General features: G+C 71.5%; 14 protein-coding genes. 7 read left to right on the top strand and 7 right to left on the bottom strand.

What is annotated here, in order from left to right; genetic code table 11:
• Window position 1 precedes the first annotated feature (1 nt).
• Window positions 2–718 carry an aspartate/glutamate racemase family protein gene (locus tag PV734_RS32655; RefSeq protein WP_319293285.1) on the top strand — a complete coding sequence of 239 codons (717 nt, stop codon included), beginning with the start codon at window positions 2–4 and terminating at the stop codon, window positions 716–718.
• 235 nt (window positions 719–953) lie between these two features.
• On the opposite strand, the gene PV734_RS32650 is transcribed toward PV734_RS32655, so the two are convergent.
• The 5 genes from PV734_RS32650 to PV734_RS32630 all read right to left on the bottom strand — a co-directional run bounded on the left by PV734_RS32650 (window position 954) and on the right by PV734_RS32630 (window position 4,606).
• Window positions 954–1,436: a GNAT family N-acetyltransferase gene (locus tag PV734_RS32650; protein ID WP_319293283.1), complete on the bottom strand. Its 483-nt coding sequence runs from the start codon at window positions 1,434–1,436 to the stop codon at window positions 954–956.
• Window positions 1,437–1,480: 44 nt separating this feature from the next.
• Window positions 1,481–1,879, bottom strand: a complete 399-nt coding sequence (locus tag PV734_RS32645; RefSeq protein ID WP_319093675.1) for a RidA family protein — start codon at window positions 1,877–1,879, stop codon at window positions 1,481–1,483.
• A gap of 209 nt (window positions 1,880–2,088) precedes the next feature.
• Window positions 2,089–3,048: a GNAT family N-acetyltransferase gene (locus PV734_RS32640; RefSeq protein ID WP_319293280.1), complete on the bottom strand. Its 960-nt coding sequence runs from the start codon at window positions 3,046–3,048 to the stop codon at window positions 2,089–2,091.
• A gap of 85 nt (window positions 3,049–3,133) precedes the next feature.
• Complete coding sequence (locus tag PV734_RS32635) at window positions 3,134–3,835, bottom strand: hypothetical protein (RefSeq protein WP_319293278.1); 702 nt, start codon at window positions 3,833–3,835, stop codon at window positions 3,134–3,136.
• A gap of 114 nt (window positions 3,836–3,949) precedes the next feature.
• The gene (locus PV734_RS32630; protein WP_319293276.1) at window positions 3,950–4,606 is read right to left on the bottom strand and encodes a hypothetical protein; all 657 of its coding nucleotides are present in this window, start codon (window positions 4,604–4,606) and stop codon (window positions 3,950–3,952) included.
• Window positions 4,607–4,688: 82 nt separating this feature from the next.
• Here PV734_RS32630 and PV734_RS32625 point away from each other — a divergent pair, with 82 nt between their 5' ends.
• The 5 genes from PV734_RS32625 to PV734_RS32605 all read left to right on the top strand — a co-directional run bounded on the left by PV734_RS32625 (window position 4,689) and on the right by PV734_RS32605 (window position 11,251).
• The gene (locus PV734_RS32625; protein WP_415924304.1) at window positions 4,689–6,611 is read left to right on the top strand and encodes a TIR protein; all 1,923 of its coding nucleotides are present in this window, start codon (window positions 4,689–4,691) and stop codon (window positions 6,609–6,611) included.
• Window positions 6,612–6,839: 228 nt separating this feature from the next.
• Window positions 6,840–8,705, top strand: coding sequence for an FUSC family protein (locus tag PV734_RS32620; RefSeq protein WP_319293272.1), 1,866 nt, complete (start codon window positions 6,840–6,842; stop codon window positions 8,703–8,705).
• A 70-nt stretch (window positions 8,706–8,775) separates the two neighbouring features.
• Window positions 8,776–10,143: an amidohydrolase gene (locus tag PV734_RS32615; protein ID WP_319093682.1), complete on the top strand. Its 1,368-nt coding sequence runs from the start codon at window positions 8,776–8,778 to the stop codon at window positions 10,141–10,143.
• A 105-nt stretch (window positions 10,144–10,248) separates the two neighbouring features.
• A complete protein-coding gene (locus tag PV734_RS32610) occupies window positions 10,249–10,890 on the top strand; it encodes a DUF899 domain-containing protein (RefSeq protein ID WP_319293270.1) in 642 nt (213 codons plus the stop codon).
• Window positions 10,891–11,077: 187 nt separating this feature from the next.
• A complete protein-coding gene (locus PV734_RS32605; RefSeq protein ID WP_319093684.1) occupies window positions 11,078–11,251 on the top strand; it encodes a hypothetical protein in 174 nt (57 codons plus the stop codon).
• Window positions 11,252–11,297: 46 nt separating this feature from the next.
• Here the strand turns inward: PV734_RS32605 and PV734_RS32600 are convergent, their stop codons facing one another.
• Together PV734_RS32600 and PV734_RS32595 are read right to left on the bottom strand one after the other, a co-directional pair.
• Window positions 11,298–11,750, bottom strand: coding sequence for a hypothetical protein (locus PV734_RS32600; protein WP_319093685.1), 453 nt, complete (start codon window positions 11,748–11,750; stop codon window positions 11,298–11,300).
• Window positions 11,741–12,418, bottom strand: coding sequence for an ATP-binding protein (locus PV734_RS32595; protein ID WP_319093686.1), 678 nt, complete (start codon window positions 12,416–12,418; stop codon window positions 11,741–11,743). The genes PV734_RS32600 and PV734_RS32595 overlap by 10 nt, the downstream gene beginning before the upstream one ends.
• A 223-nt stretch (window positions 12,419–12,641) precedes the next feature.
• On the opposite strand from PV734_RS32595, the gene PV734_RS32590 reads away from it, so the two are divergent.
• The gene (locus tag PV734_RS32590) at window positions 12,642–13,502 is read left to right on the top strand and encodes a helix-turn-helix transcriptional regulator (RefSeq protein WP_319093687.1); all 861 of its coding nucleotides are present in this window, start codon (window positions 12,642–12,644) and stop codon (window positions 13,500–13,502) included.
• Window positions 13,503–13,561 lie beyond the last annotated feature (59 nt).

Genomic DNA, 13,561 nt, shown 5'->3' with positions numbered 1-13,561 from the left:
CGTGCGGATCGTCGTCACCAACTGCAATACGACGCGGACGATGACCGAGGAGATCGTACGAGGTGCCCGGGCCGCCGCAGGCCCGGGCACCACCGTGCACGGTCTCACCCCCGCGTGGGGCCCCGGGTCGGCGGAGGGCTGGCTCGACAGCTATCTCTCGGCCGCCGCCGTCCTCGACACCCTGCGGACGTACGAGGGTCCCTGCGACGCCGTCGTCATGGCCGGGTTCGGTGAGCACGGGCGGGAGGGTGTACGGGAGTTGATGGACGTACCCGTCGTCGACATCACCGAGGCCGCGGCGCACCTCGCGTGTCTGCTCGGGCGGCGCTACGGGGTCGTCACCACCCTCGAACGCTCGTGCGGCCAGATCGAGGACAGCCTCGACATCGCCGGCGTCGGACGGAACTGCGCAGCCGTCGTCGGAACCGGCCTCGGCGTCCTCGAACTCGGCGACGACCGGCGCACCGAGGAGGCGTTCCTCGCGGCGGCCGAGCGGGCGGTGGCGGTGGGGGCCGAGGTACTGGTCCTGGGCTGCGCGGGGATGACCGGTCTGCAGCGGGCGGTGGGGGAGAAGCTGGGGCTGCCCGTGGTCGACGGGGTGGGTGCGGCGGTCAAGCTGGTGGAGTCACTGGTCGCTCTGGGGCTGACGACGAGCCGGGCGGGGAGCTATGCGAAGCCGTTGCCCAAGAGCCGGAGGTGGGGACGACCGGCGGAGTGAGGTCCGGCTCATGAGCGGGAACTCCGGGGCGCAGGTGGGTTGGTCTCGGGGCGGCTCGGGGGTGATGTGCGGGGGCACGGGACGGCGGTGACCGCGTGCTCCGGGGCTGGGGGCTGGGGGCTTGTGGGTTGGGGTTGGGTTTGGGCCCACGACGGTCACCGACCGGAAAGCAGCAGGTGTCGTACGCCCTCGGCCCGGTCCGCAACGCACGGTAGTGAGTCCGGGCCCGCCGCGACTATGCGAGGTTCGGCTGCCAGACATACCGCACGTCCGGTTCCCGCTCCTCGTTCTCCCTGCCGTCCGTGTGCTCGACGGCGACGAAGCCGTGGCGCTCGTAGAAGCGGTGGGCGGGCTTGTTGACCTGGAAGGTCCACAGGGTCAGTCCGCCCGGGCTGCGTTCCTTCGCGAGGGCGACGAAGAGGTCACCGATGCCGTGCCCGCGCCAGCCGGGGAGCAGATACAGCTGGGACACCTCGTCTCCGGCGAGCACCATCACGCCGACCGTCCCGTCCCCGGCCGACGCCTCCGCGACCCAGGTCTCGCGGTGCGGCACCACCACGTCCCGGAAGTAGTCGCGGACCTCGTCGTCGGACCGCGGCCAGGCGACGGTGGGCAGGGCGGCGGTTCTGGACCGCAGCAGCACGTCGGCCGCGGCACCGGCGTCGTCGGCCGTCGCGCGGCGGAGGGTGATCTTCGGAGCGGGGGCTGCGTGGGTCACGGGGGCGGAGCCTGCCATACGCGCCGTACCGAACGCACCTGGATTTACGGGACGGCGGCCGTCGCCGTGATCTCCACCAGCTGTCCGGTGTAACCGAGGCAGGCCACCCCGAGCAGAGTCGACGAATGCGGTCCGGTGGACAGGCCGGACGCCTCGACGACCTCCCAGACGGCGCCCAGTACCCCCGGCTCGCCGCTCACGACGTACACATCGGTCGCCAGGACATGCGAGAAGTCGCTGCCCACCGCCCGGAGTTGTTCGCCCAGATTGGCGATCACCTGCTCCGCCTGCCGCACCGGATCACCCACCCCGACAATCCGCCCCTCCGCGTCCAGCGGCACGGAACCGGCGAGAAACGCGATACGTGTGCCCGCCTCGACGACGGACGCATGGGAGTACGTGGGCGGCGGGAACAGACCGGGGACGGTGACGCGCTTGACCATGGCGGGCTCCTGCAGAGGTGAGTGGTGGGACGGCGGACGGAGAACGGAGAACGGAGAGAGCGGACGCGAGGGGCGCCCGCAGGGCAACCTGCCGATCATGCGGAATGCCGGGTGTCGGGCGCACCCGGATTTTCGTCGAGTGCACGCTGGGGTGGTCGTACGGCGGCTGACGTCCGGTCCGTCCGTCGCGGGTAGGCGCGGGTGGGGTGTCAGTCGCGGCGCGAGTGGGACGACCGGCCGTACAGGCCTGTCAGTCGCCAGCCGTCGTCTCGCGCCACCTGCTCGAAGGCCTCGATCCTCCGCGCGAGACCCTCCGGGGCGCCGATGTCGCACCACCGGCCCGCGAGCGCCTCGGCCCACTCCTCCTCCCCTCTCACCAACGGCAGCCCGCGCACGGCGAGATGCAGCGAGAGTGTCGAGAGTGCGTAGTGACGGACGGCGTTCAGCTCGTCGCGGGTACGGGCGTACCGCTCGGTCTCCCGCAGCCGCAGCCGGCCGTCGGCGGAACCGGCGACGAGCAGCGGGACCGCCGCTTCGGGCGCGTTCGCCTCCGGATCCGCCACCAGGAACGTCAACTGGCCCTCGGTCTCCCTGACTTCGTACCGGGGCAGGTACGACAGCCGGGCGAGCCCGAGCGCGCGCTTCCACGACGTCACCCACAGGCCCCGGTTGAGGTAGTAGCGAACGCTCCGCTGCCAGGTCCAGCACGTGTCGAGCCGGAAGCCGTGCAGGCCCTCGGCGCGGCACGCCTCGTACACCGTGTCCAGCGTCGACGAGGCGAGGCCGCGTCGACGGGCGACGGGATGGACGTACAGGGACGAGACGCGCAGCGAGCCCACGCCGCTCGGCCAGGTGTCCACGGCGACGGTCCCGAGCGGTCCCCTCGGCCGCCCGCCTCCAGTGTCCTCGCTGGGGTCCCGGATCCAGTACCTCCTGCAGTAGTCGTCGTTGTGCGTGTACGCCCGCCCGGTCGCCCCCAGCCGAAGGCGCAACCGCTTCTCGTGCGAGGCCGTGAGCGAGTCCGGGTCGGCGCACTCGCCGAGGGCGCCCTCGGCGAGTGAGGCCAGGTCCCACAGGTCGAACCGGTGTCCTTCGGCGGCCCCGACCGGGCGCAGGCCGGGGCACGCCGCCAGACGTTCGTGCACGCGCAGGGCGAGATCATCTTCCATGGCCGGAGCGTAGGGACGTGAGCGGGGCGCATGTCCGGCCCGGGAGGGGATCTCACCTGGGGATTCACCTTCGCGGTGGACCCGCTCATTGGTCGCGCGTTTGCCTCTCGCACTCCTGTTCAAGTGGCGGGTACGCCTCGGCGATGGCCGCACAGATCCGTCGCCGGAGCAGTTCCGCGGCCTCGGCCCGGCCGGAGTCCCGCTCGCCTCCCGGCAGACCGTCCAGAAGCCCGTCGTAGTGGCTCATCAGGTGCCGTAGGTAGTCGACCTTCCAGGGGGCGAGAGAGGCGCGATGGGCGCGGCCCGTGTCCTGCGCGGAGTCGTCGTCGGTCAGCTCGATCCGGCAGCCGGCCGCCGCCTCCCGTCGTGCCCGGTGTTCCACCGCCCGCAGGGCGAGTTTGCCCGGATCCAGACGCGGTACCTCGATCGGCTCGGTCCTGACGCGCTCCAGGACCTCCAGACGTCGGCGACGTACCGCGTTGCGCACCGCCTCCGATCGACGCGCCGAGAACGCCGCCACCCTCCGGAACTCGTCGGTCCGCTCGGCCGCCTCGACCCGCTCGACGCGATACAGCCGGACCTGCGGCGCCGCCCTCAGCCGCGGATTGACGCTGAGTCGGTCCGGTGTCCCGAGCAGCCGGTGCACCATCCCGCCGGTCCACCCGCGGGCCCGCAGTCCCGCCAGGGAGACGTACCGCTGCCCGTCCTCCTCGTAGCCTTCACCGCTCTGTGGGCTTTCCTGCTCCCGACTGTCCTCGTAGCCCCGATCGCTGGCATGGCAATCCATGACTACCTCCCCCGTAGCTCGGTCGTGACGCTCTGTGACGACACCTCCCATTGAAGCGCCCACCACTGACAATCACCCGAGCCGCCCTGGAGCCAGGAGTCGAACGGTGCGCTCTCAGGCGGTCAGGACGAGACCGAGCCCGTCGCCGACCGTGCCCTCAACGACCCTCAGAAGGGCTCTGAGCTGCGGGGGGGGGTGCCCCAATCCGCGACCCAGCCCCGGTGAGCGCGGTGCCGGCAGGTCGATCAGGTCGCTGACACCGGCCACCTTCTGCAGGGTCCGGGCCAGTGACGCCAGCGTCTGGCGGACCGCCGCGATCTCCGACCGCAGGGCGTCCGCGTGTTCCCAGGCCCGTTCGTACGCGACCGGGTCCACATCCGTGGGCCGGCTCGACTCGTACGCGGTCAGGCGGGGATGCCAGGACGCGAGCAGGGGGCGCAGGACGCGGTTGAGGACCGTGACGGCCAGGACGCCGAAGCTGACGTGGCCGGGAGCGAGCGGCGGGGCGATGTCGGGGCCGTAACGGCGCAGGATCTCGCGGGTGGTGCCGAAGAAGGTGTACAGGGAGGAGAGCGCCTCGCGCAGGAATCCCTCATCGCGGTCGAGTTCCTCGACGGACACCCTGGTGACCAGCTCCAGGTACAGCTCCCAGGCCGCGCTGCGCTCCGCGTCGGCCGGAACCCAGGTACCCGAGATCTCGCCGACGAAGGGAATCGCCAGCGTGGCCGTTATCTGCGACGGACCCCTCGGTCCGCGCCGCCTGCGTCTCATGATCGCCCTCCCCGCGCTCACAGTAGGGTAATCCGTCGTGTGGGATGTCTTCCTCAGTTACAGCCGCGGCGATGTGGACCGGGTGCGTCCGCTTGTCCGGGCGCTGTCGGACGGCGGACTCTCCGTGTTCACCGACGAGACCGGAGTCGCGTCCTTCGCCGGCATCAGCGACACGATCCGGCGTGAACTGGCCCGTTCGAAGGCCCTCCTGGCCTACTACTCCGCCGGTTACCCGGAACGCGAGGCCTGTCAGTGGGAGCTGACGACCGCCTATCTCGCGGGACTCGGTGAGGGTGATCCACGCCGACGCGTCATGGTCGTCAACCCGGAGCACGGGAACGGTCACATCCACCCCGTCGAACTGCGGGACGCCCGGCACGCCTCCGCCGACGACCTGGACACCCTCACGACCGACGTGCGCGAACATGTCGGCCGGCTCGACGGGCCGATGCCCGTCAGGGAGTACGGCGCCGTGCGCCGTACTCGGGGAACGCCCCAACCGTTCCCCGAGTTCCTCGGCCGGCTCCCCGAGTTGTGGCAGGTGCACTCCGCACTGCACGCCCACTCCGCACCCCTGGTCACCGGCCGCGCCGCCGCACACGCCGTGCAGATCCGAGGCATGGCGGGCATCGGCAAGACCCGGCTCGCACAGGAGTACGCGCTGCGCTTCGAGGCGGCGTACCCAGGCGGCGTGTACTGGCTGAGCGGTGAGTCGTACGAGGAGTACGAGGAACGGTTCGACGAGTACGCGGCGCACACGGGGTCCGCGGCGCACCCCGGGAACACGGAGCCGGGACACGTCGGGACCACCGGCGAACCGTTCCTGTGGATCGTCGACGGGATGCCCGACGCGCGGCTCTCCGGCCGCGAGCTCGCCCGCCTCGCCGCACCCCGCCCGGGCGGTCACACCTTGTTCACGCTGCGCAGCCGGGCGTACGACGGACTGGGCACTTCCGTCGACCTGGGACCCCTCGACGCGGCACGCGCGCGTGTGCTTGTCGGCGACGACGTGCTCGCACAGGCGGTCGGTGGGCACCCGGGGGCATTGGATCTCCTCGGCCGGGCGGTTCGCGCCGGTCATCGCCCCGCGTCTCTCTACGACGGGCTGCATGGACCGGGCGCGTCCCCCCTCGACACGCTCGCAGACAGCGAGAGCGGAAACGGGATCGCGCACGTGACCGCGTCACTCGTCCGGGACGTCGACACCCCGGACGCGGCCGACGTACTGCGCTGCGCGGCGGCCCTGCACCCGTTGCCGCTGGGTGTCGACGACGTGGCGGCCGTGCTGGCCGCGACCGACGCCGTCCCGCACGTGGTGGCCCACCGGCGTGCCGCGACGGGCATCGCCGAACTGCGCGTACGCAGCCTGCTGAGCCCCCTCCCCGAGGACCGCTGGCAGCCGCATCCCGTAGTCCTGCACGCCTGGCGCCACCACGACCCCGCCCCCGCCCGCGCCGAGGCCCTGCGGCGCGCGGCCCTGCGCACCCTGTGCGGTCGGCGCGGCCCGGTTACGCTGGCCCTTCCCGGAAGCCGGAGGGAGGTCCCCATGGCGGTACCCAGCGAGTCGGAGCGGATGGCGGCCTTCGACATCCAGATCGAACTGGTCACCCGTATCGGCGTGCAGGAGCTGGCGCCCGGCACAGGCAGTCTGCGCGAGGCACTGACGTCCCTGAAATCGCTGATCGACTTCACGCGCGGCACGCTGCACACGTACAACATCGGTCTGCAGCCGGGTTCGACGGCCGGCGCCGTGACGGTGCAGAGTCTGGCGTACGCCCTGATCAACGACACGATCCGGCCCTTCACGACCACCTGGCATCCCCGGCTCGCCGCGCACGAGACCGGCCGCCCGGCCGCTGTGGCCCCCCTCGACCACGAGGCGGCCTGGTCGCAGGCGTCCGCGATGCGCGCGGAACTCACCGCGCTGCGCGAGCCGTTGGTACGCATCGCCGCGGGGTTCGGTGGAATCTCGGGGGCGGACTTCGGAGTTCCCGCCGCAGGCTAGGGGCGTACGGAGGCGGTCAGGCCGCGAGTAGCTGTGCCGACGGACGGTTTCGTCCTCTCCCCGCCCTTGTCCTTGCGTTCATAAAGAACGCGGGTTTCCCGCAGACCGTCACATCCCCGAAATACTTGCGTCCCATCTCCTCCACCACCCCGATCTACGCTGAAACCACAGCCCGGCCGACGTCGCCCGAAGGCATCGCACCCCCAGCCCTCGCCCGACAGGAGCTCTGTGTCACGCCCCAGCAGCACGCGTCCGCGTTTCGCCCTGCCGCCCTGGCTCGCCCACACCCTGCGCGCCCAGCGCGGACCCGTGCCCTGGAACGCGGTCCTCCGGGGTGCGCTGGCCGCCGGGCCGTTGCTGCTGGCCGGTGTGCTGGCCGGCCGTACCTCCCTCGGTGTCGTCGCCGCGCTCGGTGCCATGCTCGCCGGGATCAACGACCGGCCGGGCAGTCGGCGTTCCGCCGTCAGGCGGCTCGGCGTACCCGCGTCGGCAGGGGCTCTCGGGCTGGTCGTCGGGACCTACGCCGGACAGCAGTTCGGAGCTGTGCCGCTGACCCTTCTCCTCACCGGCCTCGGGCTCTTCGCCGGCGGGATCAGCGCCATCGGGCCCGTCGCCTCCGGCGCCGGTACACAACTGCTCGTCGCCGCCGCCATCGGGGCCGGGATGCCGCTGCCCGAGCCCGGCTGGGAACGGGCGCTGTTCTTCGTCGCCGGTGCCGGCTGGCTGCTCACCCTGCGGCTCGCGCTGCCCACCCCCGGCTCCGGCGCCGGTGACTTCCGCTTCGACGGGGAGCGCGCCGCTGTCGCCGCCGTGTACGACGCTGTCGCCCATCTGCTCGACGCCGCCGGTACGGACGAGGCCGGCACCCGGCGCGTCGCCCTCACCGCCGCGCTCGACCACGCCCAGGACGCCCTCGGCGGACCCCGGATCCGCCAGTACGCCAGTTCCGCGGACGAGCGACGGCTGCGCACCCAGTACGCCGCCGCGCTGCCCCTCGCCGAGGCCGCGACCGCCCTCGCCTGGACCGGGGACGCCCTCCACGCGCGCGTGGCGGAAGGGCCCCGCCGGCTCGCCGCCGCCGTACGGACCAACACGCACACCGGACCGCTGCCCGCCCCGGCCCGCTCCGCACCGGGGCTGCGCGCCCTCGACGACGCGCTGCTGCAGGCCGCCGACGCGTTCGACCGGGGTGGCGACACACACGACCTGCACACCCGGCGCCGTGGCGTCACGGCCCTGCTGCGCACGGCTGTCGACTCCGGTGGGCGCGAGTACGGGCTGCGGGTGGCGCTCTGTTTCGGCGCCGGTGCGGCCGTCGCGCAGGCCACGCACCATGCCCATTGGTACTGGATTCCGGCCACCGCCGTCTTCCTCGTCAAGCCCGACCTCGGGCCGCTCGTCTCGCGTGTCCTGTGCCGGGCGGCGGGGACGGTCCTCGGGGCTGTCGTCTTCGCCGGGTTCGCCGCAGTCCTGCCCCGGCCCGAGGGGCTCGTCGCGCTCGTCGCCGTGAGCGGTGCGCTGATCCCGGTCGCCACCCGGCACTTCGCCGCCCAGACCGCCGTCGTCACGGTGCTCGTGCTCGCCCTGGTGATGGTGGGAGGTGAGCCCCAGGCGTCGTGGAACCGGATCCTGGAGACCCTGGTCGCCTGTGCCCTCGTACTCATCGTCGGGCATCTGCCCATGCCCGGGCAGCGGGGCGGGGGCGTTCGGGCGCGGCTGACGCGGGCCGCCGAGGCCGCGCAGGACTATCTCCAGCATGTGATGAGCGGTTCGGACGACCGGCACGCGCGCTGGATGCTGCGGCGTGAGGCGTATCGCGCGCTCGCCGAGGCCCGTACCGCCATCGCGCACTCCGCTGCCGAACTGCCCGCGCTGGCCCGGCACACCGAGGGCACGGGGGAGGTCGCCGCCACCCTCGAACGAATCGTCGACACGGCGACCGCCTGTGCCGTACACCTCGACGACACCGGACACCTCACCCGCCGGCACACCGAACACCTCACCGAACTCCTGGACGAACTCGCGGTGCGGCGCGAGCGCGCCGGGTTGCGGATGCGGGTGTCGGAGGCCGGCGAGAGGACGCTCGCCGGTTGACGCCGACCGGTGCCCGCCCGTTCTCACGGTCGGCGCCGCCCACGGCACGACCCCGCCGTACGGTGGCCCCATGACGCCTGCTCCCGCTGCTGCCCCCGCGGATCTCGTCATCACCGGCTGCACCGCACTCCGCCACGCCGCCGCCGGCGACACGATCGAGTTCACCCAGGACGCCTCGATCGTCGTACGCGGCGGGATCATCGAGGCGATCGGCGTGGGAGTCGAGCTCCCGGAGGCGGCCGAAAGCATCGACGCGCGTGGACAGTTGGCCATGCCGGGGCTCATCAACTGCCACACGCACGCCCCTATGGTGGCGCTGCGCGGGATCGCCGAGGACCTGCCCACCGAGGAGTGGTTCAACGGTGTCGTGTGGCCGATCGAGTCCAACCTCACCGCCATCGACGTGGAGTTGGGGGCGCGGCTCGCCTGCGCCGAGATGATCCGCGGCGGCGTCACCTGTTTCGCCGACCACTACTTCTCGATGGACACCGTGGCCGCGGTGGTCGAGGAGTGCGGGATCCGGGCACATCTGGGCGAGGCGTACTTCTCCTCGCAGGGGCCGCAGGGGCGTGAGAGGTCACTGGAGTTCGCGCTGCGGCACCGGGGCGGCGCCGACGGCCGCATCACCACCACCCTCGCCCCGCACGCCCCGTACACCGTCGACGACGCCGACCTCGCAGCCACCGCCGATCTCGCCCGCGCACACGGACTGCCCGTGCACATCCACGCCGCCGAGAACCGCGACCAGACCGACGCCAGCCTCGCCCGGCACGGTCTCACCCCGATCGAGGTCCTCGCCCGCGCCGGTGTCCTGACCGGTGACCTCGACGTCCTCGTCGCGCACGGCACCGGCGTCGTCGAGCGCGACCTCCCCGTCCTGGAGCGCACGAACGGACGTACGGCCGTGGCGACCGCGCCCCGGGGGTACCTCAGGTTCGCCTGGCCCACCACCACTCCGGTACGCGCTCTGCGCGAGATCGGCGTCCCGGTCGGGCTGGCCACCGACGGCGCCGCCTCCAACAGTTCGCTCGACGTGTGGGACTCCATGGCGCTCACCTCGCTGATCCAGAAGTCGACCGAGGGCGACCCGCGCTGGCTGACCTCCCGGCAGGCACTGGACCATGCCACGCTGCAGAGCGCGCGAGCGGTGGGACTCGGCGAACGGATCGGCAGCCTGGCGCCGGGTCGGAAGGCCGACATCATCCTCGTGGACCTCACCGGGCCGCACACCCAGCCCGTGCACGATCTCGCCGCCACTCTCGTCCACAGCGCCCGGTCCTCGGACGTCCGTACGACGATCGTCGACGGCCGTGTTCTCATGCGCGACCGTCAACTGCTGACCCTCGACGTGCCGGGAATCGTCCGGGAGCTGGGGGAGCGGCTGCCCGCGCTCGTCGACCGGAGTCATGGCCGACGGATCCAGGAGTACGGCACCTGAACACGAGTACACCCGGAGTCCTTCAGCCGGCTCCGATGAGTTTCGCGGGCCCCGTCGGTCCAACCCCTGGGAACAGACCGTTCCACGACGGGGCATGGAGGGGCGATGACACTTCCGCGGATCGTTTCGCGCGACGAATGGCGGGCGGCGCGCGAGGCGTTGCTGGTCAAGGAGGAGGTCGTCACGCGCGCGCGTGACGCGCTGAACGCCGAGCGGCGCGAACTGCCCGTGGTCGCGGTCGACGAGGAGTACGTGTTCGAGGGCGGCGACGGCAAGGCGACCCTGCTCGACCTCTTCGAGGGCCGCCGCCTGCTTGTCGTCCACCAGTTCATGTTCGCCCCCGAGTGGGACGAGGGCTGCCCCGGCTGCTCCGAGTTCCTCGACCGCGTCGGTCACCTGGCGCACCTGTGGGCGCGGGGCGCCTCGTTCGCGGTCGTGTCCCGGGCGCCGTACACGCGGATCCTGCCGTTCAAGGCGCGGATGGGATGGACGGTGCCGTGGTATTCGTCGTACGGCACCGACTTCAACCGCGACTTCCTGGTGACGTCCGAGAGCGCGGGGGAGGTCGTCGAGCGGTCCGGCGTGAGCTGCTTCCTGCGCGACCGTGACCAGGTCTTCCACACGTACTCGGCGTACGGGCGCGGCCTGGACGGCCTCGGCTCGGCCGCCGGCTTCCTGGACCTGATGCCCCTGGCACCGGCCGGGGACGGCGAGAGCGTGCGCCATCACGACGCGTACGACGACTGAAGACGTCGCGTACGACCACTGAAGCGGAAAGCGACAAAAGGGGTGCAGGGGATGTAACAGGATGAGGTCATTCCCACATCCGGCGGTTAACCGGTGTCAACTACGTCTCAGTACGGTCACCTGGCGAGGCCCTTTCCCCATGATGAGCGTTTAAGTCTATGAGATCGGCGCTACATGGAGGTGCAGGGTGAACGGGCGAAAGGTGCTCGAACGCTTTCCCGCCGGCGGGCCACGCGGTTCCTGGCCCGCGGAGGAGTTCGCGCAGGCGCGGCGGCTGGAGGGTCAGGCCGCCGAGGTCGTCATGGACCTCGCGACGGACACGTTCCTCGTGATCGTCCGCGCCGGGGGCGTGGGGGAGTGAGGTGTTCGCCGGGCCCCTCGCGAAGAGGGAAGACGAGGGAAGGGGCTCAGGCGCTGATCGGCCTCGACCAGGTGGGGATCGTCCCCGTCACCTGGCACAGGGCTAGGTAGAGCGGTATCGGCGGGGTGTAGGGGAGGGTGTCCTGCGGGCGGTGCAGAAGGGGCGGGACGCGCGTGGCATCGAGGACCACCGCGCCCGTGGCGTACTGCGCCGGGGCAGGCCACTCCAGGGCGTAGTCGGAGTCGGCGGGGACGAGCCACCACCAGTGGCCACTGTCCGCGTACACGCAGCCCACGCGCGGTAGCCGGGGGAGTATCTGCGGGCCGAACCGCGCGGGCACGGCCACCGCGTCGCAGCCCAGGGGGGCGGTCATGCCGGCCGGTATCGGAAGGCGTAGAGGGGCTCTCTGGTGGGGCGGACCGTGCAGACCGCGCTTCACGCGCATCAGCGTGTCCATGCTGACGACCCGGGCCCCCGTGGACGAACCCCTTACACCCATTCGGCCTCTGTCCCCGTCCCCGTGTTCGCGTGCTTCTGGAACCTCTGACGTCCGAGGTGGCTGCTCGGAGTCTGTGTGTCGTCGGCGGGCTCCGGGCCGGGGTCGTCGGCCGTGCCGGGGCGGGGTGACGGTGCGCCCCAGCCGAGATCATTGCGGATCTCGGTGTCGTCGAGGGTGCCGGCGCCCACGTCGGCGGCCCGGGCGAGTTCCGCCCAGACCAGCAGGCCGGGGCCGTGTTCCTGGGCGCCCCAGGCCCGGCACATGGCCTCTACGAGGAGCAGTCCCCTGCCCCCCTCGTCGTCGGCGCGCTGCGGCGACTGATGCGGCACACCGGGCGCACAGCCCTCGTCACGCACGGCTATGCGCACCAGGTCGGCGCCGTCGTGCAGCTCGCAGACTATGTGGCTGCTCGCGGTGTGCACGATGGCGTTGGTGACCAGCTCGGTGACGACCAGGGCCGCCGTGTCGCAGGTGTCCTCGCAGACCGACCAGCCCGTGAGCCGGGCGCGCGTCAGGCGCCGGGCCTGCGCGGGCGAGCCCGGATGGGCGGCCAGCTCGAAGCGGAACCGGCGCTCGGAGGCCGTACCGGGGCGCGGTGCGGCCCCGGGACCGGAGCGGTCCGCGGCGGCGTCTGTTCCTAAGGGCGGGGACGGAATCACGCTTGCCACTATCTCCCCGCCATGAACACTTGGCAAGTGTCACTCTGAAAAATGCAGAGTGCGGTGTGACGAAGTGAAACGGCGTGGCACACTGCTCGCAACAGCACGCGGAGCGGCGCCAGTTGGGACTTTCGGCAGGTTTTCGAATAAACCTTCGAATGAATTCCCGGTGGCGCCGCCGGGCTGTCAGGAATCTTCACCGGCACGGGCCGGTGCTCGATGGAGGTGGAGCGTGAGCGAACCGCGGTCCGCGCCGACGGTCGGACAGGTCGTCCTGGGACGGCGTCTGCTGGACCTGCGGGAGCGTGCGGGTCTGCGTCGTGAGGAGGCCGCGCGCGTCCTGCGTGTCGCCCCCGCCACCGTCCGCCGTATGGAGATGGCCGAGGTCGCCCTCAAGATCCCGTACCTCCAGCTGCTCCTGAAGTCGTACGGCGTTTCGGACGACGAGGCCGACGCGTTCGTCCAGCTCGCCGAGGACGCCAATCAGCCCGGCTGGTGGCAGCGGTTCCACGACGTGCTGCCCGGCTGGTTCTCCATGCACGTCAGCCTGGAGGGCGCGGCGAGCCTCATTCGCCAGTACGAGCCGCACTTCGTCCCCGGACTGCTGCAGACCGAGGAGTACGCGCTCGCCGTCCTGCAGTCGGGCGCCATCGGCCAGACCAGACCCGAGGACATCGAACGCCATGTCGCGCTGCGCATGGAACGCCAGAGCCTGCTCACCCGTGAGGGCGCGCCCCGGCTGTGGGTCGTGATGGACGAGACCGTTCTGCGCCGTCCGGTGGGCGGTCCGGAGGTGATGCGTGCGCAGATCGACAGACTGCTCGAAGCCACGAACCTGCCCAACGTGACGCTCCAGGTCGCCCCCTTCCTGTCAGGGCCGCACCCGGGGACGTACGGGCCGTTCGTGCTCTTCCGTTTTGCCGTGCCGGAACTCCCGGACATGGTCTACAGCGAGTACCTGACCGGCGCCATCTATCTGGATTCGCGCACCGAGGTGGCCACCCACCTGGAGGTCATGGACCGCATGGCGGCTCAGTCCGCTACAGCACATCGCACGAAGGAGATCCTCCGGGATCTCCGCAAGGAGCTCTGAATCTCTGCATGGATCGCATGATGTCCAAGGCCCGGATACGCCACGAGCGAATCAATGAG

This window comes from Streptomyces sp. AK08-02 (genome assembly GCF_033795085.1).
Taxonomy (GTDB): domain Bacteria; phylum Actinomycetota; class Actinomycetes; order Streptomycetales; family Streptomycetaceae; genus Streptomyces; species Streptomyces echiniscabiei.
The sequence above is the reverse complement of the archived record's forward strand: the minus strand, read 5'-3'. Positions and strand labels throughout refer to the sequence as shown.

What these genes read in the sequence shown, in the direction of transcription:
- PV734_RS32600 (WP_319093685.1), bottom strand. Translation starts at nt 11,750, where the DNA reads ATGGGTGTAAGGGGTTCGTCCACGGGGGCCCGGGTCGTCAGCATGGAC.
- PV734_RS32610 (WP_319293270.1), top strand. Translation starts at nt 10,249, where the DNA reads ATGACACTTCCGCGGATCGTTTCGCGCGACGAATGGCGGGCGGCGCGC.
- PV734_RS32645 (WP_319093675.1), bottom strand. Translation starts at nt 1,879, where the DNA reads ATGGTCAAGCGCGTCACCGTCCCCGGTCTGTTCCCGCCGCCCACGTAC.
- PV734_RS32615 (WP_319093682.1), top strand. Translation starts at nt 8,776, where the DNA reads ATGACGCCTGCTCCCGCTGCTGCCCCCGCGGATCTCGTCATCACCGGC.
- PV734_RS32640 (WP_319293280.1), bottom strand. Translation starts at nt 3,048, where the DNA reads ATGGAAGATGATCTCGCCCTGCGCGTGCACGAACGTCTGGCGGCGTGC.
- PV734_RS32635 (WP_319293278.1), bottom strand. Translation starts at nt 3,835, where the DNA reads ATGGATTGCCATGCCAGCGATCGGGGCTACGAGGACAGTCGGGAGCAG.
- PV734_RS32630 (WP_319293276.1), bottom strand. Translation starts at nt 4,606, where the DNA reads ATGAGACGCAGGCGGCGCGGACCGAGGGGTCCGTCGCAGATAACGGCC.